The organism is Desulfocurvus vexinensis DSM 17965 (genome assembly GCF_000519125.1).
GTDB lineage: Bacteria > Desulfobacterota > Desulfovibrionia > Desulfovibrionales > Desulfovibrionaceae > Desulfocurvus > Desulfocurvus vexinensis.
Genome location: NZ_JAEX01000002.1, coordinates 32,249 through 54,330 on the forward strand (window position 1 = coordinate 32,249; position 22,082 = coordinate 54,330).

Consider the following 22,082-nt stretch of genomic DNA (forward strand, 5'->3'; position numbering starts at 1 on the left):
GGCGCAGGCGCTGGCCGGGCTGCCGTTCGCGGGCTGCGCGCCTGCCCGGCCCCCGGGGGCTGGGGCGTTCCCGGGCCTGGGGTCAGGCGCCGGGGCGCTGGGCCAGCAGGTGTTCGGCCAGCGCCACGAAGCCCGCGCCCCCGCGCGAGGGGGCGACGAAGGCCGGTTCGGCCTCCAGCTGGCCCGCGAAGTCCAGGATGTTGGCCACACCCACGGCGTTGGGGAAGTGGGCGAACATGGGCGCGTCGTTGGGCGAATCGCCGCAGAACACCACGGCCTCGCGCCCGGCGTCCAGGTCCGCCCCGAAGGCGCGGGCAAACAGGGCGCGGGTCATGGAGAGCTTGTCCCAGTCGCCAAACCAGCCGTTGACGTGGATGGAGCTGACCTTGGCCCGGGCCCCGGCCGCTTCGAACAGCGCGACGATGCGCCCCACGGCTTCGCGGGGCAGGGGTGGCACGTCCTCGCAGAAGTCGATGGCCAGGTCGGTTTCGCGGTAGGGCTGGTCGGCGGAGACGGCGGCTCCGGGCACCTCGGCCACGATGCGCCGGGCCAGTTCCGCCAGCCGGGCGCGGTCGGCCTCGCGCCGGGCGGCGCCCAGGGTGTAGTGGCGCTCCATGCGCCGGGCGGCGTGGTCGTAGCGAAAAAAGAAGGCGCCGTTTTCGCCGACCACGGCGTCCACGGGCCACATGCGCGCGATATGGTCGCACCAGCCCGCCGGGCGCCCGGTGACGGGCACCACCACGAGCCCGGCGGCGCGCAGGCGCTCCATGGCCGCGTAGGCGGCGGCGCCCAGGCGGCCCTGGTCGGTCAGGGTGTCGTCGATGTCGGTGAGCACGAAGCGCACGGCGCGCGCGGCGGCGGCGCTCATTTCGGCCAAGGGGCGCATGGGGCCTCCGGGGCATGGAAGAGGCGGGAGCGGCCCCTGCCGGGGCGGCTCCCGCCGGTTGTCGCGTTTTCGTCCGCCCGCGCTAGATGATGCGCTGGCGGATTTTGGTCACCAGCACCTCGGCGGCGATGACCACCGCGAAGATGCACACCAGGATAAGGGACACCTGCTGCCAGCGGAACAGGTTCAGCGCCGTGTCGAGCGCCACGCCGATGCCGCCCGCGCCCACCAGCCCGATGACGGCGGACTCGCGCACGTTGATGTCCCAGCGGAACAGGGTGATGCCCCAGAAGGCCGGGGCCACCTGCGGCCAGTAGCCCTTGAGGAAGATGCTCGGCCAGGGCGCGCCTGCGGCCCGCAGGGCCTCGATGGGCCCCTTGTCGCATTCCTCCAGGGCCTCGGAGAGCAGCTTGCCACAAAAGCCCACGGAGCGGAAGCCGATGGCCACCGTGCCCGCCAGGGCCCCGGGCCCGAACACGGCCACGAACAGGATGGCCCAGACCAGGGTGTTCACCGAGCGCGAGGACACCAGGATCAGCTTGGACAGCCAGTTCAGCGCGGGCACGCGCACGATGTTCGACGCGCCCAGGATGCCCACGGGCAGGGCCATGAGCAGCGCGAGGATGGTGCCCATGCCCGCGATGTTCATGGTCTCGATGAGCGCGGTGTGGACGTTGTCCGCGTAGCTGGCCGTGTCGGGCGGCCACATGCGCCGGAACAGGTCGGCCATCTGGGTCGGCGCGTCCCACAGGAATTCGGGGATCACGCTCACCGTGCGCAGCGACACGGCCAGCAGCACGCCCAGCCCCAGGAACACGGCAAAGCGCGCCAGGCGCTGGGCCGGGGTGAAGCGCTCCCATTTGCGGTGGGTTCGGGCGTCAGTCATTGAACACCGCCTTGATGCGTATGGCCAGGTACTCGCTGCACATGATCAGGGCGATGATGGACAGCAGGATGGCGGCCAGGAAGTCGTAGTCGAAACGCTGGAAGGCGGAGAACAGCGTGCCGCCGATGCCTCCGGCCCCGACGATGCCCACCATGGTCGAGTTGCGCATGTTGGCGTCGAACTGGTAGGTGGCGAAGCCGATGAAGCGGTTGAGCACCTGGGGCAGCACGGCGTAGGCGAGCAGGCTCATGAACGGCGCCCCGGCGGCGCGGCAGGCCTCCACGGGCTTGAGCGAGATCTCCTCGATGGCCTCGGCGAAGAGTTTGCCGATGAAGCCGATGGAGGCGAAGATCAGCGTCAGGATGCCTGCCAGGGGCCCGAAGCCCACGGCCTTGACGAAGAGGATGGCGAAGATCACCGGGTGGAACGAGCGGCACACGGCGATGACCGCGCGCGCGGGCCAGGTGGCCCAGGCGGGCATCAGGTTGCGCGAGGCCGCCAGCCCGATGGGCAGCGACAGCGCCACCCCGAAGGCCGAGGCGATGACCGCGATCTGCACCGTCTCGAACAGGCCTTCCAGCAGCAGTTTCCAGCGCTCGAAGTTGGGCGGCACCATCTCGGACAGGAAGGTCGCGCCGTTGCCCAGGCCGATGAGGAAGCGGGCCCAGGTGATCTCCAGCGAACCCACGGCGTAGACGCAGTACACCGCGAGCAGGGCCCAGCCCGCCCGGGCGGCCCAGTTGGCCCGGAAGGGCCGCTTGGCGGCGATGGCGGTCATTGCAGCCACGCCTCCCCGCCGTAGATGTCCTTGAGGTGTTCGTCGGTCAGCTCGTCCGGGGCGCCGTCGAAGACGATGTGCCCGCGCGACATGCCGATGATCCGGTCGGCGAAGCGCCGGGCCAGGTTCACGTCGTGGATGTTGATGAGGATGGGGATGCCCCGGGCCCGGGAGAACTCGTTGAGCAGGCCCATGATCTCCACGGAGGTCTTGGGGTCCAGGGACGAGGTGGGCTCGTCGGCCATGATCAGGCTCGGGCTCTGCATCACGGCCCGGGCGATGCCCACGCGCTGGCGCTGGCCGCCCGAGAGGGCGTCGGCCCGCGCGGTGGCGAAGTCGCCCAGCCCGACCTGCTCGATGAGCTCGAAGGCGCGGTCGATGTCGGCCTGGGGGTAGCGGCGCAGCCAGGCCCGCCACACGGGCACCGAGCCCAGCCGCCCGCACAGCACGTTCTCGATGACCGTGAGCCGCTCCACGAGGTTGAACTCCTGGAAGACCATGCCCACCTGCTGGCGGGCGCGGCGCAGCTCGCCGCCGGACAGGCGCGTCATCTCGCGCCCGGCCACGTCGATGCTGCCCCGGGTGGGGTCGATGAGCCGGTTGATGCAGCGCAGAAGCGTGCTCTTGCCGGTGCCCGAGGGGCCGATGATGGCCACGGTGGTGCAGCCCGTCACCTCGAAGGAGATGCCTTCGAGCACGGGCTTGCCCGGCACGTATTCCTTGACCAGATCCTTGACGGTCAGGGAACGGGGGGGCTGCCCCCCGTTCCCTTTGCAGTTGTTGTCGTTCACGTGGTTCGCCTTGGGGAATGGTTACTGCTTCTTGGCCGACTCGGCTTCCTTCTTGGCCATCTGCTGCAGGCCTTCCTCGTTGTAGCTGGTGCCCGTGGCCTCGGCGATCTCGCGGATGACCTGCCAGTCGGCCATGTAGGTGATGGGGTAGAAGCGGTCGGCGCCGTCGAAGGACTCCTGCATGGAGGCGGGGAAGCGGTAGGTGTGGAAGGCGCCGACGATCTTCTGCGCCAGCTCGGGGCAGAGCTGGCTGGAATAGCCGAAGGACGAGGTGGGGAAGCGCGGGCTGGTGTAGATGGCGCGCAGTTCGCCTTCCTTCACGCGCCCGGCCTTGAGCATGCGCTCGTACACGTCGGAGGCCACGGGGGCGGCGTCGTAGTCGCCGTGGGCCACGCCCAGCACGGACTGGTCATGCTTGCCGGAGTACAGCACGGTGTAGTCCTGGTCGGGCACCAGGCCGAGCTTGGGGAACAGGGCGCGCGGGGCCAGGTTGCCGGAGTTGGACGAGGGCGAGGTGTGGGCCACCTTCTTGCCCTTGAGGTCGGCCATGGTCTGGTAGGGGCTGTCCGTCTTGACGAGCATGACCAGGTTGTAGCCCTGGAAGGCCTCGGGGTAGCCCTTGACGGCGATGGGCACGTAGCCGGCCAGGTTCACGGCGAAGCCCGTGGGGCCGGTGGAGAAGCCCGCGATGTGCAGGCGGCCCGAGCGCATGGCCTCGACTTCGGCGGCGTTGGACTGCACGGTGTAGTAGACGACCTTCTTGCCGGTGGCCTTGCCCAGGTACTCCTGGAAGTCGGCGAAGGCGTCGCGGTACACGGCGGGGTCCTCAACCGGGGTGTAGGTGAAGACCAGGGTGTCGGGGTCCTTGCACTGCCCGGGCGCGGCCAGGTCGGCCACCAGGTCCTTGTCGTTGTCGCAGTACATGGCGTCGAGCAGGCCGCGGTTCTTGCAGTCGTCCGCCAGGGCGGGGGCCGCAATGGCCAGGACCAGCGCCAGCACGAGCAGGCTCAGGCATTTCTTCATGGTCGTTTCCTCCATCCAGCAAGGGTTTGTCAGCACCGGCGCGACCCTGCCGCGCCGCTTCCACACACGGGAAAAAGGTTCAGCGCCCCGGGGCCATGGCCCGCACGGCCTTGAAGGCCGTGGCGATGGCCACCCCGGCGCCGCATTTCATGCGAATCCAGTCCTGCCCGGCGAGGATGGACCCGGCGGCGAAAAGGCCCTCGTGGGCCGGGGCGCCGCCGGGACCCAGGGGCCGCAGGGCGGCGTCCACCCGCAGCCCGGCGCGGTGCACCTCGTGGCCGCGCGGGTCCAGGTAGTCCTGGCGGTACCAGCCCGAGCGGTCCTCAGGCTGGGCCACGGGCAGGCCGAAGACCGTCTCGGTGATGGGGCGCCCGCGCAGCCCGCCCAGGCCGCCGCCCAGGAAGCGCCCGCTGCACAACAGCACTCGGTCGGCCAGCACCTCGTGTTCCACGGGCTGGCCCGTGACGCGCAGCCGGAAGGGCGCACCCGGGGCGGGCAGCGGCCCGACCAGCTTCTGCTGGCAGAACAGGGCCACCCCGCGCCCGGGCAAGAGGCCCTCGAAGGCCTCCTTGAGGCGGATGCCCGGCACGCCCGGGGGCATGGTCGGAATCTCGAACACCGCGCGGCCCAGCAGGCGCGCCATGTCCGCCGCCACATCGCCGGGGCGGTGCATGCCCAGAACGGCGGGCAGGCCGACCACCCGCGCCGGGCCCACCAGGGGCGCCAGGGCCTCGGCCAGGGCGCGGCGGGCGGCGGGCACCTCCAGCATCCGCGCCACCTGCTCGGGGTAGACCTCACCGCCCGGGTGCCCGGGCATGGCCACGCGGGCCGTGGTCAGCCCCGGCCAGTACGGGGCGAGGTTCACGGCCACCTGGCGCGCCGAGAAGCCCTTCATGCCCTCGATGGCCACGATGCACGCCGGGGCGCCCTCGGCCAGGGCCTCGCAGCCGGGCAGGGTCGTTTCGGGCACGCACCAGGAATGCTTGAGGGTGCCCGCCGGGGTGGGCAGCAGGAAGTTCTTTTCGCCCCCGGCGCGGTAGGGCAGGCCCGCCTCGCGCAGGAAGTCCATGACCTCGTGGAAGGCCAGGCGGATGTCCTCGGGGTCCAGCAGGGCGTAGGGGTGGCCGGGCTCGTCGCGCAGCAGTTCGGCCAGGGCCTCGAAGGGCCGCTCCACGGGCCGCGCGGGCTGGCCCTGGGCCACGGCGGGCAGGGCACCCAGCACGTCGAACACGCCGCTGGTGTAGGAGATCGCTCCGGTGCTGCCCGCCTGGGCCACGGAAAGCCCCCGGGACGAGGCGAACACGGCGGCGGCCATGCCCGCCAGCCCGGTGCCGATGATGGCCAGATCGCAGCGCAGGGGGGTGCTCATGAGCGGGCCTCCTCGTCCTTGCCTGCGGCGGGCGCGGCCTCGGGGTCGCCCAGCTCCAGGCCCAGCAGGCCGCAGTGCAGGGCTTCGGCCAGCTCGGCCTGGATGAGCTGCGGGCCCCACAGGATGGGCCGCTGGCCCTTGAAGCGTTCGGTGAAGAATTCGCGCATCCGCGCAAGCCCCCTGGGGGAGGTGTAGTGGCCGGTGTCGTACAGGTGCGCCGCCACGCGCACCCCGCAGAAGGCGCCCTGGCAGGAGCCCTTGCCGATGCGGCTGCGCTTGCCCAGGGCCTGGAGCCCGGGGTCGGGGAACTGCTGGCCGCAGTCGTTCATGATGCTGTCCACGGCGCTGGCGGGCACCATTTCGCACTCGCACAGCAGCGGGTCGTCGGCGTCGTGGCGCTGGGCCCACAGGCGCGGGGCGAACCCCGGCTCGGTCCAGCGGCAGGCCGGGGCGGCGGGCAGGGGCTCGGTGCGCGTGCGGCACGGGGCGGTGACGCCCAGGCGCGCGCAGACCAGGTCGGCGGTCTTCTCGGCCATGAGCCGGAAGGTGGTCAGCTTGCCGCCGGTGACGGAGCAGAAATTGGACAGCCCGGCGTCGGTGTGGTCATAGAGCATGAAGCCGCGGCTGACCGCGCGCCCGTCGCCGCCGCCCGCGCTGATGAGCGGGCGCACGCCGCAGTAGGCGCGCACGAAGCGCGTGTAGGCCAGGGAGGGGATCATCGGCAGGGCCTGGCGCAGGTTCTCGTCGGCCTCGGCCACGGTGGGCCGGGCCCGGTCGGGGTCGTCCACGGTCACGCTGGTGGTGCCCAGGATGGACACCGTGCCCCCGGGCACGAGGATGTCGCCGTTGCCCGGCGGACGCAGGCGGTTGACCACCCGGCGGGTCATGCGCTCGTGGGTCACCAGCAGGGTGCCCTGGGAGCAGAGCATGGGGATGTGCGCCCCGGCCAGGGCGGCCACGCGCCCGGCCCAGGCCCCGGTGGCGCTGACCACCTGGGCGGCCTCGATGGTTCCGGCCTCGCCGGAGACGGTGTTGACCGTATGCACGCGCACCACGCGCCCGGCGTCCACGTCCATGCCCGTGACGCGCGTGCGCCGCAGCAGGGTGCAGCCCGTGAGGGCGTGGGCGTGGGCCATGTTTTCCAGGGCCAGCCGGAAGGGGTCGATGGTGGCGTCGGGCACGGCGAAGGCCGCGATGACCTTGGGGGAAAGCACGGGCTCCATGGCCCGGGCCTCGGCGGGCTCCAGGCAGCAGACCTCGATGCCCGCCGCCGCGCACCAGCCGGGATAGTCGGCCACGAAGCGCTCGTCGTCGCCGGCCACGGCCACGAACAGCCCGCCGCAGTCTTCCACGCACTGCGGGGCCAGACGTTTGATGAGCGCGCCCTCCTCGCGGCATTCGCGGGCGGCCTCGGTGTCGTTGGACACGTAGCGCCCGCCGCTGTGCAGCAGGCCGTGGTTGCCGCCCGAGGCGCCGGAGTTCACGTCGCCGGTTTCCACCACCACGCACGACACCCCGCGCAGGGCGAGGTCGCGCGCAAGGCCGGTGCCCGTGGCACCGGCGCCGATGATCAGCACATCCGTCCGCATTCCGTGTTTCCCCTGGCAAAGCGCAGCGTCCGCCCCTGGCGGGGTGCCGCCCGGTACCGCCTCATCCGGCGCCGGGCGCGGGCCGTCCGCTGGAAGGAAAGTTCTAGATGAAGGCGGGCGCCATGGCAACCCTCGGGGGTCGAAAAGGCCCCCGGGCCGTGCTTTTTGGGGGTGACGGGCCGCCCGGATGACGGTATGGCTGTGTGTCGCGGTTGCCTTTGCGGGCTGCCGTGTTATCTTCCCGTTTCAACAGACGACGATGCGCCCGGCCCCCCGGCCCGGCGCCAACCCCACGGGAGCCGCCATGGACGCCACCCCCGCCCCCGATTCCGGGCCCGAATCCGCCGCCGCAGCGGGCGCGCCCGCCTGCACGGCCTGCGACCCGGCCTTCCAGGCCAAAGCCCTGGAGCTGCTGCCATCCGGCGGCAACTACACCATGTGCCTGACCTGCGGGCTGTGCTCCTCGGGCTGCCCGGCCTCGGGCCTCGCGGGCATGGACCCGCGCAAGTTCGTGCGCATGGCCGCCCTGGGCATGAACGAGGAGCTGGCCACCACGCCCTGGGTCTGGATGTGCACCATGTGCAAGCGCTGCCAGCACGTCTGCCCCATGAACATCGACATCCCGCGCCTGGTGTTCCACGCGCGCTCGTGCTGGCCGCGCGAGAAGCGCCCCCGGGGCATCGTGGCTTCCTGCGAGCAGGCCCTGCGCACGGGCACGCACTCGGCCATGGGCATCGGCCCCGACGATTTCGCCTTCGTGGTCCAGGACGTGCTGGAGGAACTGCACGAGTCCCAGCCGCAGTTCGCGGGGCTCACGGCCTCGCTCAACCGCAAGGGCGCGCATTTCTTCCTCAACCAGAACTCGCGCGAGCCCGTGACCGAGCCCGACGAGATGCTCCCGCTGTGGAAGATCCTCGACTATGTGGGCGCGGACTGGACGTATGGCACCAGCAGCTGGGCCGCCGAGAACTTCTGCATGTTCGCCGCCGACGAGGCCGCGTGGGAAAGCATCATCCGCGACCTGGTGCGCAACGTGAACGACCTGGGCTGCAAGGTCTGGCTGAACACCGAGTGCGGCCACGCCTACTACGCCGTGTGGGAGGGCATGCGCCGCTTCGGCATCCAGGCCGACTTCCGCCTGGAAAACCTCGTGACCTGGTACGCGCGCTGGATCCGCGAGGGTAAGCTGCCCGTAAGCAGCGACTGGAACCGCGAGCTGGGCATCACCTTCACGGTCCAGGACCCCTGCCAGATCGTGCGCAAATCCCTGGGCGACGACATCGCCGAAGACCTGCGCTTCGTCATCAAGGCCGTGGTGGGCGAGGAGCATTTCATCGAGATGTATCCCAACCGCTCGAACAACTACTGCTGCGGCGGGGGCGGCGGGGCGCTCCAGGGCGGCTACCCCGAGCAGCGCCGCACCTACGGCCTGCGCAAGCGCGACCAGATCCTGGCCACGGGCGCCAAATACTGCATCACGCCCTGCCACAACTGCCACTCGCAGATCCACGACCTCTCCCAGCAGGCCGGGCACGCCTGGGAGACGGTGCACCTGTGGACGCTCATTTGCCTGTCCCTGGGCATCCTGGGCGAGAACGAGCGCGCCTACCTGGGGCCGGACCTGGCCGGGGTCGGGCTGTAGCGCCCCCCGCACGGCCCGCCGGAAACGCGAACGCCCCGGCTGCCTAGGCAGCCGGGGCGTTTCGCATTCCGGGCACCCCGGGGACCCCGCGGCGTCCGCAGCATGCGGGGCCCTAGCGCCTGCGGGCCACGAGCAGCCCCTGGGGCGTGGTGGTGTCGTGGTAGAGCACGTCCCAGTCCGGCGAGGCCGCGAGCAGGGCGCAGAGCAGGAAGGTCTTGACGCTCTTGGGGAAATACACGTCGTGGAAAACGGCCAGCCCGCCGGGGCGGATGCGCCCGCTGGTCAGCGTCCATTCGGGCAGGGTCGAGAACTCCCCGCAGTCGTAGAACACGGCGTCGAAGGTCTCGGCCTCGGCCAGCACGCCGTCCAGGGCCGTGGGGCCCTGGGGGGCGCAGAAGCGTGCGTCGGCCTCCCAGGGCTGGGGCAGCAGCCGCGACAGGCAGCGCAGCCCGCCGCCCTCGAAGAGCCGCGCGTCCACGGCCGGGGCCAGGGCCCCGGAGTCGGCGGGCAGGTCCAGGGCCGCCGCGTAGGGGCTGCGCTGCGCCGGGCGCACGAAGGGCCCCAGGTGCTCGCGCAGGGCCGCCACGGGCAGGCCCAGGAATTCCGCCCGGGTCTGGCCGTCGTAGAAGGCGCGGTACTGCTCGCGGGTCAGGGTCGGGCCGGTGACGAAGCGCACCCGGTGGGCCACGGCCCGCAGGGGTTCGCGGATGTCGTAGGCGTCCACGGGCTTGCCGTCCACGGAGAAGATCCGCGTACCCTCCGGGGCCAGGGTGCCCCACAGCAGCGAGCTGTAGCCGCTGCCCAGCTCCAGCACGGTGTCCAGGCGGTCCAGGTTCAGGGCGAAGTTCACGCCCACGGCGTATTGCAGGAAGACCGGGACGTTGTAGCGGTCGTTGGCCCGGCCCGCGCGGGTGTCCAGGGCGGTCTTGGCCAGCCCCTGGAGCAGGGCGGTGTTGGCGTCGGGCCGCAGGGCGCTGGCCAGGTGGTACTTGAGCAGCTTTCTGTTCCAGTCGAAGGACATGCGTTCCGCCTTGGTCTGCTGTGGAAGGATGCAGGACGCCTCAGGGCTTGGCAGGCCGCCCCAAAACGGCAATCTGCTGCGTCAGCGGAAAAACCCAGACCGCTTGTGTATGCGCAATACACTGCGCGTCCTGGATTTTTCCGCTTCCTTGCATCTCACCATTTTTGAGCGACCTGCGAAGTTTGATTTTGTGAACAGTCAGTTAGGGCATCCGGGCGGCAACGTCAACGGGGCGCGCGCAGGATGGTCGCGAGCTCCGCGATGCGCGCGCCGATGTCCGGGGCGCCGACGATTTCCGTGACCAGGCAGACCGTGCGCGCGCCGTGGGCCAGCACCTGGGGCAGGTTGTGGGCCTTGACGCCGCCGATGGCCGCAAAGGGCAGGTCGATTTCGCGGACCACGAAGTCCAGGTAGTCCAGGCCCACAGGGGCGCAGACATCCTCCTTGGTCTGCGTGGCGAACAGGGGGCCCACGCCGATGCAGTCCGCCCCGGCGGCCACGGCGGCCCGGGCCTGCTCCGGCCCGTGGGTGGACAGGCCGATGGCCACGCCCGGGCCCGTCAGGCGGCGCACGGCCTCCACGGGCAGGTCGTCCTGGCCGACGTGGACCCCGTCTGCCTCCGCCAGCAGGGCCAGATCGATGTGGTCGTTGACGATGAGCGCCGCCCCGGCGGCGCGGGTCATGGCCCGCAGCTCCCGGCATTCGCGCAGCATCTCCCCGGCCTTCTTGCGCTTTTCGCGGTACTGGATCAGGCGCACGCCCGCGTCCAGCATGGCGCGGACCACTTCCGCATTGCTGCGGCCCAGGGAGAAGGGCTCGGCGGTCAGGCAGTACAGCCCGCCCTCACGCATCAGCCCGGTGACCAGTGCGCGTCCGTCAGTCATGGCCGTCCTCCGTGTCGTCCTGTGTGTCGTCGTCCAGCGGCCCCAGCCCGGCCTGGAAGCGGTTCAGGAAATGGGCGAGCACCGCGTCGGCCTGCATGGCGGCGGCCACGCCGACCATGGGCGACAGGGGCGGGGCCTCGGGGCCGCAGGCCGTCTGCCCGTCGCCCACCAGCACGAAATTGTGGCGCAGTACGCGGGAACGGATGGCCCCGGCGCGCCCGAAGCCGCCGATGCCCGAGGCGGCCACCAGCAGCGCCGGGCCGGGCAGCACGGCTTCGGCCAGGGCCTTTTTGGCCCGGGGGTCGTCCAGGGCCTCGACCACCGCGTGGCAGGCGCCGAAGACCGTGGCCGCGTTGTCCCGGTCCAGGAGTGTGTGGTGCAGGGTCAGGTCCAGGTCGGGGTTCACGGCGTGCAGGTTCTCGGCCAGGGCCTCGACCTTGGCCCGGCCCATCTGGGCCGCCGTGTAGTACTGGCGGTTCAGGTTCGAGGGCTCCACCACATCGTAGTCGGCCAGCACCAGCCGGATGAAGCCCGAGCGCACCAGGTGCATGGCGCAGTTGGAGCCCAGGCCCCCGGCCCCGGCCACGCCCACCGTGACCCGGGCCAGGTAGTCCAGGGCCGCCGGGTCCAGGTGGCGGGCCAGGCCGTGCAGCAGCAGGGAGGTCATGACGCCCTCCGGGCCGTGTGCGCGTGCTCCAGGGGTTCCCAGTCCTTGAACACGGGCTGGTAGCCGCGCTGGCGCAGGGCCGCGCAGACGGCGTCCACCCCGCGCGGGTCGGAGATCTCGAATTGCCCGCTGCCGGGGTCGCCCCCGGTGTGCCCGCCCACGGCGGTGGACACGCCCGCCGACATGCGCGTGACGCCCAGGGGCACGAGGTTGTCGCGCAGCGCCGGGGCCTCGCGGGTGGAGAGGGTGATGCCCGCCTGGGGCAGGAACAGGCGCAGGGCGGTCATGGCCTGGACCAGCTCGCTGTCGGTGAGCGGGTGCGCGGGCTGCCAGGCCCCGGCGTGGGGGCGCATCCGGGGCAGGGAGATGGCGATGTCCACCCCCGGGTGGCGGCGCTGGAGGTGCCGGGCGTGCAGGGCCGTGGCGAAGACCTCCAGCCGCCAGGGCGCCAGGCCCAGCAGGGCGCCGACGTTCACCACGCGCATTCCCGCGCGGCAGGCGCGCTCCGGGGCGCCCAGGCGCCAGGCGAAGTCGCGCTTGGGGCCCCGGGGGTGCAGGGTGGCGTACAGCTCGCGGTCGTAGGTCTCCTGGAACATGGTCATGGCGTCCACCCCGGCCCGGGTCAGGGCGCGGTAGTCGGCCTCGGCCAGGGCGTGGACCTCCACGCCCAGGGAGGGGAACAGCGGGCGCAGCAGCCGCGCGCAGGCCGCGATGTAGTCCGTGCCCGCGCGGGCCGGGGCCTCGCCCGTGAGCAGCAAAAGCTGGCGCAGGCCGGTGGCGGCGATGGCCCGGCCCTCGGCCAGGGCCTGCTCCGGGGTCAGCTGCGCGCGCGGGATGCGGTTGCCCGTGTTGAACCCGCAGTACACGCAGCCGTTGGTGCAGTAGTTGGAGAGGTATAGCGGGGTGAAGAGCTGGATGGTCCGCCCGAAGTGGCGCACGGTGGTCTCGTGGGCCCGGCGGGCCATGGCCTCCAGGTGCGGCGCCGCCGCCGGGGCGAGCAGGGCCGCCAGGTCGGCCTCGTCCGGGGCGCGCCGCTCCAGGGCGCGCAGTACGGCGGCCTCGTCGGCGGCCTCGATGGCCCGGGCCGTTTCGGGCGTGTACAGGGCGGCCAGGGCGTCGGCGAAGCTCATGGCTGCGCCTCGCCCGGCACCGCGCCGCCAGCTCCGGCCCCGGCCTCGCCCAGGAAGCCCGTGAGCGGCGAGGAGGCGCTGGCCCGGCGGCGCTCGGCCCCCGGCCCGGCCAGGAAGGCCGCGCGCCCGGCGGCCACGGCCTGGCCGAAGGCCCGGCCCATGGCCACGGGGTCGCCTGCGGTGGCGATGGCCGTGTTGACCAGACAGGCCGCCGCGCCCATTTCCATGGCCTCGCAGGCCTGGCTGGGCTTGCCGATGCCCGCGTCCACGATGACCGGCAGGTCCAGCTCCTCGACGAGGATGGCGATCATCTCGCGGGTGCGCAGGCCCCGGTTGGTGCCGATGGGCGCGCCCAGGGGCATCACGGCGGCGGCCCCGGCGTCGGCCAGGCTGCGGGCCACGTAGAGGTCGGGGTTCATGTAGGGCAGGACCACGAAGCCCTCGCGGGCCAGGGTTTCCGTGGCCCTGGCCGTGGCGTAGCCGTCGGGCAGCAGGTGGCGCGAGTCGGAGACCACCTCGATCTTGATCCAGTCGCCGCAGCCCATGGCCCGGGCCAGCCGCGCGATGCGCACGGCTTCGTCGGCGTTGCGCGCGCCGCTGGTGTTGGGCAGGCGGACCATGTGCGCCGGGATGTGGGCCATGAGGTTGGCGGGCCCGGCGTCCAGGTCCACCCGGCGCAGGGCCATGGTGATGACCTGGGCGCCCGAGGCCGCGCACACGGCGGGGATCAGCGCGTCGTCGCCGAACTTGCCCGTGCCGATGAACAGGCGGCTGTGCAGGCGCGCACCGCCGAGTTCCAGGATGTCGTCGTGTTCCGTGACAGGGGTCATGCTTCAGCCTCCGCCCACGAAGGTCAGGATTTCCAGGGTGTCGCCGGGTTCCACGGGCGTGGTGGCGTAGTCCGCGCCGGGCACGACGGCCCCGTTGCGCTCCACCACCACCACGGCGGGGTCCAGCCCGCAGTCGTGCAGCAGGGCGGCCAGGGTGGCCGGGCGGGGCAGGGGCCGGGCCCTGCCGTTGACAGTGAGGGTCATGGGTCGCCTCCTCGGGGTTGTGCCGGGGGGCGGGTTCGCGGGTGGGCCGCAAACGCGGCGCGCCCGCCGGGAGGGACGGGCGCGCCACGGGTGTGCAGGCTGCTTCGGAACCGGCTTCCCTACGGCAGAATGATCTGCATCAGGTTCGGAGGGTCGGGACGGGCGTCCCCTCTCAGCCCCTGCGGGGCTCCCCTAGCGCGAGGTGAAGGTATGCCCTTCGCGGGGCGATGTAAAGCGGGCTATGCGCCGATGGCGGCGGCCAGTTCGGGGTCCGTCAGCGGGCGGCCCAGGGCCGTGGCGGTGCTGCGCACGCGCCGGACGGCCTCGCCCACGGCGGGCTCCGGGGCGGCGCCCCGGCCCATGCGGTCCATGGCGGCGGCCACGGCGGCGCGCCCGCTCTTGGCGCCCAGGCGCACCTGGCGCGCGCCCTCGGGGGCGCCCACGGCCCCGGGGGGGAAGGGCTCGAACAGGGCCGGGTCGCGCAGCATGCCGTGGGCGTGCAGCCCGCTTTCGCAGGCGAAGATGTCGCGCCCGCAGATGGGCTTGTCGCGCGGGATGGGCACGTCGGCCACGGCGCTGACCAGCAGGCAGGCCTCGCGCACGGCGCGCAGGTCGTAGGCTGCCGTGCCCCGGCGCAGGGTCAGGAACGAGGCCACCTCCTCCAGGCGGGCCACGCCCGTGCGCTCGCCAAGGCCCAGCACGCTCACGTCGGCCCACTGCGCCCCCGCGCCCAGGGCGCTCAGGGCGTTGGCCGTGGCCATGCCGAAGTCGTCGTGGCAATGCACGCCCACGGCGCCGGGAAAGACCTGGCGCACCAGCCCCACCAGCCGGGCGGAGCCCATGGGATCGAGCACGCCCACGCTGTCGGCCAGGCGCACGCGGTCCACGCCCAGGCGCGCGCAGTGGCGCGCGACCTCCAGCACGAAATCCTCGTCGGCGCGCGAGGCGTCTTCCAGGCCGACGGACACGTGGGCCATGCCCCGGTTGCGGGCCAGGGGGATGACGTTGCGCATGCAGCGCAAAAGCGCCTCGCGCGAGGTGCCCAGGCGCGCGCCCAGGTGCGCGTCGGATACGGGCACCCCGATGTTCAGCCGCGTGGCCCCGGCGGCGGCGGCCAGCTCCACGTCGGCGGCCTTGAGCCGCGACCAGACCGCGAGCTGCGTGGGCGCCACCAGCCCGCGCGCCCAGGCCAACAGCTCGCCCAGCCCCTCCTGCCCGGCCCACCCGGCCTCGATCTCCTCGACCCCGGCCCGGGCCAGCAGTTTCATGATCTCCCGCTTGGCGGCGGTGTCGAAGTAGACACCGTAGGTCTGGGCGCCCTCGCGCAGGGTGGTGTCGATCAGCATGTGCGGCTCCTTTTGCGGAAATGTCATTTGCGGCTGTCAGGGGGCATTGCAGGGATGGTGCCAGCGCGGGCCTGCGCGCTGTTCCTAGTTTTTACAGTGTGTTACTGGCATGGGCCCCTGCTCTGCCGGGGCTGTGAGGCGACAAAAAGGTAGACTCCTACGCTTTTGTAGGGCCGGGGGCGCTGCTTTTGTAGCCTTTTGGGGTCTGTGGTCGGCATTGAAACATTAAGAGTTAATAAAAACAGATTGTTAATACTGTGTTGCGGCTCTGGCACGGCCTTTGCCCTAGCCCGGGCAAGACACCGACACATCCCCGAGCACTTTCAACCTGGGAGGCAAGCAATGCGAAAGGTAGCCATTTACGGAAAGGGCGGCATCGGCAAGTCCACCACCACGCAGAACACGGTGGCCGGGCTGGCCGAAATGGGCCGCAAGGTCATGGTCGTGGGTTGCGACCCCAAGGCGGACTCCACCCGCCTGCTGCTGGGCGGCCTGGCCCAGAAGTCCGTCCTGGACACCCTGCGCGAGGAAGGCGAGGACGTGGACCTCTCCGATATCCGCAAGCCGGGATTCGGCGGCACCTGGTGCGTGGAGTCCGGCGGCCCCGAGCCGGGCGTGGGCTGCGCCGGGCGCGGCATCATCACCTCCATCAACATGCTGGAGAACCTGGGCGCCTACGAGGAGTCCGAGGGCCTGGACTACGCGTTCTACGACGTGCTGGGCGACGTGGTCTGCGGCGGCTTCGCCATGCCCATCCGCGACGGCAAGGCCGAGGAGATCTACATCGTGTGCTCCGGCGAGATGATGGCCATGTACGCGGCCAACAACATCTGCAAGGGCATCATGAAGTACGCCCAGTCGGGCAGCGTGCGCCTGGGCGGGCTGATCTGCAACTCGCGCAACGTGGACAACGAAAAGGAGATGATCCAGGAGCTGGCCAAGAAGCTCGGCACCCAGATGATCTACTTCGTGCCGCGCGACAACGACGTGCAGCGCGCCGAGATCAACCGCAAGACCGTCATCGAGTGGAACGGCGCCGTGTCCCAGGCCGACCACTACCGCAACCTGGCCAAGGCCATCGACAACAACAAGATGTTCGTGGTGCCCAAGCCCCTGGCCATTGAGGAGCTGGAGCAGCTGCTCATGGACTACGGCCTGATGGCTGCCTAGCCCGCAATCCCGAACATCCGCAAACAATACAGGAGAGAAGCGATGTCGATGATCATAGTCAGAGCGATTGTCAGGCCGGAGAAGGCGGACGATGTCCTTGCGGCCCTCATGGACGCCGGGTTCCCGGCGGTGACCAAGTATTCCGTGGCCGGGCGCGGCAAGCAGCGCGGCATCAAGATCGGCGAAGTGACCTACGACGAGATCCCCAAGACCATGCTCATCAGCGTGGTCCAGGCCCAGGACAAGGACTTCGTGATCCAGACCATCATGACCGCCGCGCGCTCGGGCAAGAAGGGCGCCTTCGGCGACGGCAAGATCTTCGTTTCCGAGGTCGAGGACGTCTACACCATCAGTTCCGGCGTGAGAGACACCGCCCCGGTGGCGGAAGGAGCGCCCGCATGAAGGAGATCATCGCCGTCGTGCGCATGAACATGATGAACCAGACCAAGAAGGCCCTGACCGCCGCCGGGGTGGACGCCTTCTTCGCCCACGAGGCCCAGGGCCGGGGCCAGGGGTTTGTCAACCCCGCCCTCGTGGCCGGGGCCACCAAGGGCTACGAGGAAGCCGCCGCCCTGCTGGGCGAGAAGGGCAAGCTCTACCCCAAGCGCATGGTCACCGTGGTGGTCAAGGACGACCAGGTGCCCGGCGTGGTGGCGGCCATCGTCGAGGCCAACCGCACCGGCAAGCCCGGCGACGGCAAGATCTTCGTCCTGCCCGTGGCCGACGCGGTCCGCGTCCGCACCGGCGAGGCGGGGCTGAAGTCCATTCTCTAACCCTACGCGAGGGATTCCCATGGCGACGACCAAGAACGGGCTGGCGCCCACCGAGGTGAAGGAGGAACTGCTGCGCAAGTATCCTCCCAAGGTGGCCAGAAAGCGCGCCAAGCAGATCATGATCAACGAGGCCCAGCAGGCCGAGACCCCCGAGATCACCGCCAACGTGCGGACCATCCCGGGCATCATCACCATGCGCGGCTGCACCTACGCGGGCTGCAAGGGCGTCATCCTCGGGCCCACCCGCGACATCGTGAACATCACCCACGGGCCCATCGGCTGCGGCTTCTACTCCTGGCTCACGCGCCGCAACCAGACCGACGCCTCGGCCCCCGGCGCCGAGAACTACATGACCTACTGCTTCTCCACCGACATGCAGGACCAGGACATCATCTTCGGCGGGGAAAAGAAGCTCGAAGCGGCCATCGAGGAGGCCTACGAGATCTTCCATCCCAAGGCCATCGCCATCTTCGCCACCTGCCCGGTGGGGCTCATCGGCGACGATATCCACGCCGTGGCCCGCAAGATGAAGGCCAAGTTCGGCGACTGCAACGTCTTCGCCTTCTCCTGCGAGGGCTACAAGGGCGTGTCCCAGTCCGCCGGGCACCACATCGCCAACAACCAGATCTTCCGCCACGTGGTGGGCGAGAACGACGCCGACAAGCCCGGGGAGTACCGCATCAACCTGCTGGGCGAGTACAACATCGGCGGCGACGGCTTCGAGATCGACCGCATCCTCAAGAAGTGCGGCATCACCAACAACGCCACCTTCTCGGGCAACTCGACCTACGACCAGTTCGCCTCGGCCCACAAGGCCGACCTCAACGCCGTGATGTGCCACCGCTCCATCAACTACGTGGCCGACATGCTGGAGACCAAGTACGGCATCCCGTGGATCAAGGTGAACTTCATCGGCGCCGCGTCCACGGCCAAGTCGCTGCGCAAGATCGCCCAGTACTTCGGCGACCGCTCGCTCATCGACCGCGTGGAAGAGGTCATCGCCGAGGAGATGCCCGCCGTGGAGGCCGTGGCCGCCGACGTGCGCACGCGCACCGAGGGCAAGACGGCCATGCTCTTCGTGGGCGGCTCGCGCGCCCACCACTACCAGGACCTGTTCGCCGAAATGGGCATGCAGACCATCTCGGCGGGCTACGAGTTCGCCCACCGCGACGACTACGAAGGCCGCCACGTCATCCCCGAGCTCAAGGTGGACGCCGACTCGCGCAACATCGAGGAGCTGGAAGTCGAGGCCGACCCCACGCGCTTCGCACCCCGCAAGAGCCCGGAAGAGCTGAAGAAGCTCGAAGAGGCCGGCTTCAAGTTCAAGCACTACGACGGCCTGGTCCCCGACATGGACAAGGGCACCCTCGTGGTGGACGACCTGAACCAGTACGAGGCCGAGAAGCTCGTGGAACTGCTGCGCCCGGACATCTTCTGCGCGGGCATCAAGGAGAAGTTCTCCATCCAGAAGCTGGGCATCCCCATGAAGCAGCTGCACAGCTACGACTCCGGCGGCCCCTATGCGGGGTTCCAGGGCGCGGTGAACTTCTACAAGGAAATCGACCGCCTGGTGAACAGCAAGGTCTGGGGCTACATGAAGGCCCCCTGGCAGGAGCACCCCGAACTCTCCGCCGCCTACGTCTGGGAATAACGGGCCCGGCCCACTACCGCTCAAGGAAACCGACATGCTACTCAGACACACCCCCAAGGAAGTCGCCGAGCGCAAGGCCTTGACCATCAACCCGGCCAAGACCTGCCAGCCCATCGGCGCCATGTACGCGGCGCTCGGCATCCACGGCTGCCTGCCGCACAGCCACGGCTCCCAGGGCTGCTGCGCCTACCACCGCAGCGCCCTGACCCGGCACTACAAGGAGCCCGTCAGCGCGGCCACCAGCTCGTTCACCGAGGGCGCCTCGGTGTTCGGCGGGCAGGCCAATCTGCTGCAGGCCATCGAGAACATCTTCACCGTCTACGAGCCCGACGTCATCGCCGTGCACACCACCTGCCTGTCCGAGACCATCGGCGACGACCTGAAGCAGATCGCCGACAAGGCACAGAAGGAAGGCAAGATCCCGGCGGGCAAGCACGTCATCGGCGCCTCCACCCCGAGCTACGTGGGCTCCCACGTCACCGGCTTCTCGGCCATGGTCAAGAGCATGGTGGCGGCCTTCTCGGAAAAGACGGGCAAGAAGAACGGCAAGGTGAACATCATCCCCGGCTGGGTGGAGCCCGCCGACATGGAGGAGATCAAGCGCCTGGCCACCCTGGTGGGCGTGGAACACATCCTGTTCCCCGATACCTCCGGCGTGCTCAACGGCCCGCTGTCGGGTGAGTACAAGATGTTCCCCGACGGCGGCACCACCGTGGCCGACCTCAAGGCCACCGGCGACGCCATGGGCACCCTGGCCCTGGGCGAACTGTGCTCGGGCGATGCCGCGCGCCTGCTCGACTCGCAGTGCAAGGTGCCCTGCAAGGTGCTGGACATGCCCTTCGGCCTGCGCGCCACCGACCGCTTCGTGGACGCCCTGCGCATCCTGGCGGGCGTTACCGTGCCCGACGAGGTCGCCCTGGAGCGCGGGCAGCTGGTGGACCTCATCTCCGACATGCACCAGTACTTCTACCACAAGAAGGTGGCCCTGGTGGGCGACCCCGACCAGCTCGTCAGCATGGTCGAGTTCCTGGTGACCCTGGACATGCTGCCCGTGCACGTCGTCACCGGCACCCCGGGCAAGGCCTTCGAGCGGCGCATCAAGGAACTGACCGCAGGCCTGCCCTGCGAGGTCAACGTGCGCGCCGGGGGCGATATGTTCCTGCTCCACCAGTGGATCAAGAACGAGCCCGTGGATCTGCTCATCGGCAACACCTACTGCAAGTACATGGCCCGCGACGAGGACATCCCCTTCGTGCGTTGGGGCTTCCCGATCCTGGACCGCCAGGGCCACCAGTACTTCCCCACCGTGGGCTACAAGGGCGGCCTGCGCCTGCTGGAGAAGATCCTGGGCGTGCTGCTGGACCGCAAGGACCGCGACGATCCCGAACAGACCTTCGAGCTGGTGCTCTAGCACCCCTTCCCGGGGAGGGGCGCCCTCCCCGGGCAACATTTTGCCACCGCGAGAAGCAGCCATGACCAGCCCGAGCCCCACGGCCCCGCATCCCTGCCTCGGCCCCCGGTCCGCCGGGGCCGTCCGGCTGCACCTGCCCGTGGCGGTGCGCGCCAGCGCGCGCAGCCGCTTCGCCCCTGCGGGCGAGGCCCCCGGGGCCCTGGCCCCGGAGCAGGCCATGGACCTGCTGGACGCGGCCCTGGCCGCCGGGGCCGAGCCGCAGGTCATCGCCATCACCGGGCCGGGCGATCCCCTGGCCGCCCCCGGCCCGACCCTGGAGGCCCTGCGCCTGGCCCGGGCCCGCTGCCCGCGCGCCGCCCTGTGCCTGACCACCCTGGGCCTGGGCGCCGGAGCCCTGGCCCCGGAGCTGGCCGCCCACGGCGTGGGCCTGGTCACGCTGCTGGTGGACGCCGTGAGCCCGGAGGCGGTGCAGGCGCTGTACGCCTGGATTCGCCCCGGGGTGCACACCGTGGCCCTGCCCGAGGCCGCCCGGGCCCTGGTGGAGGCCCAGGCCGGGGCCGTGTCGGCCCTGCGCGCGGCAGGCATCGCCGTGAAGATCAACACCACCGTGTACGCCGGGGTCAACGACGCGCAGGTGGAGCCCGTGGCCGCGACCATGGCTGCCCTGGGTGCCGGGGCCATGCAGCTCATGCCCTACGCGGGGGCGGACGACGACTGGGCGGCCCTGCGCCCCGGCCCCGCGCTCATGGCCCGGCTGCGCACCCTGGCCGCGCGGCATCTGCCGCTGCTGGACGGGAAGGCCCGCTGCGGCGCCCCGGCCCCGGACGCTCCGGCCCCGGCCCCCGGCCCCGGGCCCGGGCGGCCCAACGTGGCCGTGTGCAGCCTGGGCGGCGTGGCCGTGGACCAGCACCTGGGCCAGGCGGCGCGCTTTTTGATCTACGGCCCCGAGGGCGGGCTCACGGCGCTGCGCGGGGTCCGTCCGGCCCCGGCGCCCGGCGGCGGCGACGCCCGCTGGGAGGCCGTGGCCGAGCTGCTGGACGACTGTTTCGCCCTGCTGGCCTCTGGCGCGGGCGAGAAGCCGCGCGCCATCCTTGCCCGGCGCGGGTTGCGCGTGCTGGCCTGCGAGGGCGGCGTCGAGGGCGCGGTGGACGCGCTGCTGGGCGGCGCAAACAAGGGCAAGCGGCGCTGCTGCTAGCCCCGCGAGACGATTCACACCCCACACCCGATACAAAGGAGAACTCCCCATGGCCCTTCCCGAGCGCATCATCCTCGTCTGCCAGAGCTTCCGTTCCGGGGGCGACCCCAAGGGCATCTGCCACAAGCAGACCGAGGGCTTTTTGCAATATCTCGAAGAGGAAATCCTGGACCGCGGTCTGGACGTGCAGATCGCCGCCACCGGCTGCCTCAAGCAGTGCGAGGCCGGGCCGGTGATGGTCGTGCAGCCGGACAACTGGTGGTTCAAGGGTGTGGCCAGCGAGGCGGCCATCGACGCCATCCTGGACGGCATCGAGGCGGGCGAGCCCGCCGCCGAGTACCTCATCGCCTAGCAGGAGCCGCCCATGCCCATCGCCCCCGTGACCATCCGCCCCGCCGACGCCGCCGACCTGCCCGCCATGGTCGGCCTGCTGGGCGAGTTGTTCGCCCTGGAGGCGGACTTCCAGCCCGACCCGGCGGCCCAGGCCCGGGGCCTGGCCCTGCTGCTGGGGGACCCGCGCGCCCGCCTGCTGGTGGCCGAGGCCGGGGGCCAGGGGGTGGTGGGCATGTGCAGCGGCCAGATGCTGGTGTCCACCGCCGAGGGCGGCCCGGCGGCGGTGGTGGAGGACGTGGTCGTCCTGCCCGGCTGGCGCGGGCGCGGCGTGGGCCGGGCCCTGCTGGACGCCGTGGCGGCCTGGGCCGCCGGGCGCGGGGCCGTGCGCCTGCAACTGCTGGCCGACCGCCACAACGCCCCGGCCCTGGCCTTCTATGCGCGGACCGGATTCGCAAGCACCCAACTCGTCTGCCTGCGCAGACGCGAGACCCCAGGAGCCTGAC

The 22,082-nt window shown here is 71.0% G+C and carries 23 protein-coding genes and 1 riboswitch; of the genes, 9 read left to right on the forward strand and 14 right to left on the reverse strand.

What is annotated here, in order from left to right:
- Positions 1–82: 82 nt before the first annotated feature.
- The 7 genes from G495_RS0103075 to G495_RS17320 all read right to left on the reverse strand — a co-directional run bounded on the left by G495_RS0103075 (position 83) and on the right by G495_RS17320 (position 7,322).
- The gene (locus G495_RS0103075; RefSeq protein WP_028586603.1) at positions 83–886 is read right to left on the reverse strand and encodes an HAD-IIB family hydrolase; all 804 of its coding nucleotides are present in this window, start codon (positions 884–886) and stop codon (positions 83–85) included.
- Between the two features lie 82 nt (positions 887–968).
- Positions 969–1,772 (reverse strand): phosphonate ABC transporter, permease protein PhnE, encoded by an 804-nt coding sequence (phnE, locus tag G495_RS0103080; RefSeq protein ID WP_028586604.1) that lies wholly within the window; start codon positions 1,770–1,772, stop codon positions 969–971.
- The gene (phnE, locus tag G495_RS0103085) at positions 1,765–2,550 is read right to left on the reverse strand and encodes a phosphonate ABC transporter, permease protein PhnE (RefSeq protein WP_035250841.1); all 786 of its coding nucleotides are present in this window, start codon (positions 2,548–2,550) and stop codon (positions 1,765–1,767) included. Before phnE (G495_RS0103085) ends, phnE (G495_RS0103080) begins: the two co-directional genes overlap by 8 nt.
- Complete coding sequence (gene phnC, locus G495_RS0103090; protein ID WP_028586606.1) at positions 2,547–3,341, reverse strand: phosphonate ABC transporter ATP-binding protein; 795 nt, start codon at positions 3,339–3,341, stop codon at positions 2,547–2,549. The genes phnE (G495_RS0103085) and phnC overlap by 4 nt, the downstream gene beginning before the upstream one ends.
- Before the next feature lie 21 nt (positions 3,342–3,362).
- Positions 3,363–4,379 carry a phosphate/phosphite/phosphonate ABC transporter substrate-binding protein gene (gene phnD / locus G495_RS0103095; protein ID WP_035250843.1) on the reverse strand — a complete coding sequence of 339 codons (1,017 nt, stop codon included), beginning with the start codon at positions 4,377–4,379 and terminating at the stop codon, positions 3,363–3,365.
- Between the two features lie 64 nt (positions 4,380–4,443).
- Complete coding sequence (gene glpB / locus G495_RS0103100) at positions 4,444–5,733, reverse strand: glycerol-3-phosphate dehydrogenase subunit GlpB (RefSeq protein WP_028586608.1); 1,290 nt, start codon at positions 5,731–5,733, stop codon at positions 4,444–4,446.
- Positions 5,730–7,322 carry an FAD-dependent oxidoreductase gene (locus G495_RS17320; RefSeq protein ID WP_051445012.1) on the reverse strand — a complete coding sequence of 531 codons (1,593 nt, stop codon included), beginning with the start codon at positions 7,320–7,322 and terminating at the stop codon, positions 5,730–5,732. The genes glpB and G495_RS17320 overlap by 4 nt, the downstream gene beginning before the upstream one ends.
- Positions 7,323–7,626: 304 nt before the next feature.
- Between G495_RS17320 and G495_RS17330 the strand changes: the two genes are divergently transcribed.
- Positions 7,627–8,964 carry a (Fe-S)-binding protein gene (locus G495_RS17330; protein WP_084457808.1) on the forward strand — a complete coding sequence of 446 codons (1,338 nt, stop codon included), beginning with the start codon at positions 7,627–7,629 and terminating at the stop codon, positions 8,962–8,964.
- 112 nt (positions 8,965–9,076) lie between these two features.
- Here G495_RS17330 and G495_RS22735 read toward each other — a convergent pair whose 3' ends face one another.
- The 7 genes from G495_RS22735 to G495_RS0103145 all read right to left on the reverse strand — a co-directional run bounded on the left by G495_RS22735 (position 9,077) and on the right by G495_RS0103145 (position 15,046).
- Entirely contained in the window at positions 9,077–9,985 is a 909-nt protein-coding gene (locus G495_RS22735; RefSeq protein ID WP_028586609.1) for a hypothetical protein, read from the reverse strand.
- 224 nt (positions 9,986–10,209) lie between these two features.
- Positions 10,210–10,869 carry a thiamine phosphate synthase gene (thiE, locus tag G495_RS0103120; protein ID WP_035250849.1) on the reverse strand — a complete coding sequence of 220 codons (660 nt, stop codon included), beginning with the start codon at positions 10,867–10,869 and terminating at the stop codon, positions 10,210–10,212.
- On the reverse strand, positions 10,862–11,536 hold the full coding sequence (thiF, locus tag G495_RS17335; RefSeq protein WP_051445013.1) for a sulfur carrier protein ThiS adenylyltransferase ThiF: 675 nt from the start codon (positions 11,534–11,536) through the stop codon (positions 10,862–10,864). The genes thiE and thiF overlap by 8 nt, the downstream gene beginning before the upstream one ends.
- The gene (gene thiH, locus G495_RS0103130; protein WP_051445014.1) at positions 11,533–12,666 is read right to left on the reverse strand and encodes a 2-iminoacetate synthase ThiH; all 1,134 of its coding nucleotides are present in this window, start codon (positions 12,664–12,666) and stop codon (positions 11,533–11,535) included. Before thiH ends, thiF begins: the two co-directional genes overlap by 4 nt.
- On the reverse strand, positions 12,663–13,496 hold the full coding sequence (locus G495_RS17340) for a thiazole synthase (protein WP_051445015.1): 834 nt from the start codon (positions 13,494–13,496) through the stop codon (positions 12,663–12,665). The genes thiH and G495_RS17340 overlap by 4 nt, the downstream gene beginning before the upstream one ends.
- Before the next feature lie 3 nt (positions 13,497–13,499).
- Complete coding sequence (thiS, locus tag G495_RS0103140; RefSeq protein ID WP_028586612.1) at positions 13,500–13,700, reverse strand: sulfur carrier protein ThiS; 201 nt, start codon at positions 13,698–13,700, stop codon at positions 13,500–13,502.
- Between the two features lie 99 nt (positions 13,701–13,799).
- Positions 13,800–13,904: riboswitch (TPP riboswitch) on the reverse strand.
- A 35-nt stretch (positions 13,905–13,939) separates the two neighbouring features.
- Positions 13,940–15,046, reverse strand: a complete 1,107-nt coding sequence (locus tag G495_RS0103145) for a LeuA family protein (RefSeq protein WP_028586613.1) — start codon at positions 15,044–15,046, stop codon at positions 13,940–13,942.
- Between the two features lie 342 nt (positions 15,047–15,388).
- Here G495_RS0103145 and nifH point away from each other — a divergent pair, with 342 nt between their 5' ends.
- The 8 genes from nifH (at position 15,389) to G495_RS0103185 (ending at position 22,081) form a co-directional block, all read left to right on the forward strand.
- Positions 15,389–16,216: a nitrogenase iron protein gene (gene nifH, locus G495_RS0103150; protein WP_028586614.1), complete on the forward strand. Its 828-nt coding sequence runs from the start codon at positions 15,389–15,391 to the stop codon at positions 16,214–16,216.
- 48 nt (positions 16,217–16,264) lie between these two features.
- Entirely contained in the window at positions 16,265–16,618 is a 354-nt protein-coding gene (locus tag G495_RS0103155; RefSeq protein ID WP_084457892.1) for a P-II family nitrogen regulator, read from the forward strand.
- On the forward strand, positions 16,615–16,989 hold the full coding sequence (locus G495_RS0103160; protein ID WP_028586616.1) for a P-II family nitrogen regulator: 375 nt from the start codon (positions 16,615–16,617) through the stop codon (positions 16,987–16,989). The genes G495_RS0103155 and G495_RS0103160 overlap by 4 nt, the downstream gene beginning before the upstream one ends.
- A gap of 19 nt (positions 16,990–17,008) precedes the next feature.
- Entirely contained in the window at positions 17,009–18,640 is a 1,632-nt protein-coding gene (gene nifD, locus G495_RS0103165; RefSeq protein WP_028586617.1) for a nitrogenase molybdenum-iron protein alpha chain, read from the forward strand.
- A 34-nt stretch (positions 18,641–18,674) separates the two neighbouring features.
- Positions 18,675–20,051 (forward strand): nitrogenase molybdenum-iron protein subunit beta, encoded by a 1,377-nt coding sequence (gene nifK, locus G495_RS0103170; RefSeq protein WP_028586618.1) that lies wholly within the window; start codon positions 18,675–18,677, stop codon positions 20,049–20,051.
- Positions 20,052–20,112: 61 nt separating this feature from the next.
- Complete coding sequence (locus tag G495_RS0103175) at positions 20,113–21,246, forward strand: NifB/NifX family molybdenum-iron cluster-binding protein (protein ID WP_028586619.1); 1,134 nt, start codon at positions 20,113–20,115, stop codon at positions 21,244–21,246.
- 49 nt (positions 21,247–21,295) lie between these two features.
- The gene (locus G495_RS0103180) at positions 21,296–21,598 is read left to right on the forward strand and encodes a (2Fe-2S) ferredoxin domain-containing protein (protein ID WP_028586620.1); all 303 of its coding nucleotides are present in this window, start codon (positions 21,296–21,298) and stop codon (positions 21,596–21,598) included.
- A gap of 12 nt (positions 21,599–21,610) precedes the next feature.
- Positions 21,611–22,081: a GNAT family N-acetyltransferase gene (locus G495_RS0103185; protein WP_028586621.1), complete on the forward strand. Its 471-nt coding sequence runs from the start codon at positions 21,611–21,613 to the stop codon at positions 22,079–22,081.
- Position 22,082 lies beyond the last annotated feature (1 nt).

Excerpts from the sequence above, each read along its gene's own strand:
- G495_RS0103145 (WP_028586613.1), bottom strand. The coding sequence starts at position 15,046 with ATGCTGATCGACACCACCCTGCGCGAGGGCGCCCAGACCTACGGTGTC.
- thiE (WP_035250849.1), bottom strand. The coding sequence starts at position 10,869 with ATGACTGACGGACGCGCACTGGTCACCGGGCTGATGCGTGAGGGCGGG.
- thiS (WP_028586612.1), bottom strand. The coding sequence starts at position 13,700 with ATGACCCTCACTGTCAACGGCAGGGCCCGGCCCCTGCCCCGCCCGGCC.
- G495_RS0103175 (WP_028586619.1), top strand. The coding sequence starts at position 20,113 with ATGACCAGCCCGAGCCCCACGGCCCCGCATCCCTGCCTCGGCCCCCGG.
- G495_RS0103155 (WP_084457892.1), top strand. The coding sequence starts at position 16,265 with ATGATCATAGTCAGAGCGATTGTCAGGCCGGAGAAGGCGGACGATGTC.
- G495_RS0103160 (WP_028586616.1), top strand. The coding sequence starts at position 16,615 with ATGAAGGAGATCATCGCCGTCGTGCGCATGAACATGATGAACCAGACC.
- thiH (WP_051445014.1), bottom strand. The coding sequence starts at position 12,666 with ATGAGCTTCGCCGACGCCCTGGCCGCCCTGTACACGCCCGAAACGGCC.
- phnE (WP_028586604.1), bottom strand. The coding sequence starts at position 1,772 with ATGACTGACGCCCGAACCCACCGCAAATGGGAGCGCTTCACCCCGGCC.
- G495_RS0103180 (WP_028586620.1), top strand. The coding sequence starts at position 21,296 with ATGGCCCTTCCCGAGCGCATCATCCTCGTCTGCCAGAGCTTCCGTTCC.
- G495_RS22735 (WP_028586609.1), bottom strand. The coding sequence starts at position 9,985 with ATGTCCTTCGACTGGAACAGAAAGCTGCTCAAGTACCACCTGGCCAGC.
- G495_RS17340 (WP_051445015.1), bottom strand. The coding sequence starts at position 13,496 with ATGACCCCTGTCACGGAACACGACGACATCCTGGAACTCGGCGGTGCG.
- G495_RS0103185 (WP_028586621.1), top strand. The coding sequence starts at position 21,611 with ATGCCCATCGCCCCCGTGACCATCCGCCCCGCCGACGCCGCCGACCTG.
- nifH (WP_028586614.1), top strand. The coding sequence starts at position 15,389 with ATGCGAAAGGTAGCCATTTACGGAAAGGGCGGCATCGGCAAGTCCACC.
- glpB (WP_028586608.1), bottom strand. The coding sequence starts at position 5,733 with ATGAGCACCCCCCTGCGCTGCGATCTGGCCATCATCGGCACCGGGCTG.
- thiF (WP_051445013.1), bottom strand. The coding sequence starts at position 11,536 with ATGACCTCCCTGCTGCTGCACGGCCTGGCCCGCCACCTGGACCCGGCG.
- phnE (WP_035250841.1), bottom strand. The coding sequence starts at position 2,550 with ATGACCGCCATCGCCGCCAAGCGGCCCTTCCGGGCCAACTGGGCCGCC.
- nifD (WP_028586617.1), top strand. The coding sequence starts at position 17,009 with ATGGCGACGACCAAGAACGGGCTGGCGCCCACCGAGGTGAAGGAGGAA.
- phnD (WP_035250843.1), bottom strand. The coding sequence starts at position 4,379 with ATGGAGGAAACGACCATGAAGAAATGCCTGAGCCTGCTCGTGCTGGCG.
- G495_RS17330 (WP_084457808.1), top strand. The coding sequence starts at position 7,627 with ATGGACGCCACCCCCGCCCCCGATTCCGGGCCCGAATCCGCCGCCGCA.
- G495_RS17320 (WP_051445012.1), bottom strand. The coding sequence starts at position 7,322 with ATGCGGACGGATGTGCTGATCATCGGCGCCGGTGCCACGGGCACCGGC.
- nifK (WP_028586618.1), top strand. The coding sequence starts at position 18,675 with ATGCTACTCAGACACACCCCCAAGGAAGTCGCCGAGCGCAAGGCCTTG.
- G495_RS0103075 (WP_028586603.1), bottom strand. The coding sequence starts at position 886 with ATGCGCCCCTTGGCCGAAATGAGCGCCGCCGCCGCGCGCGCCGTGCGC.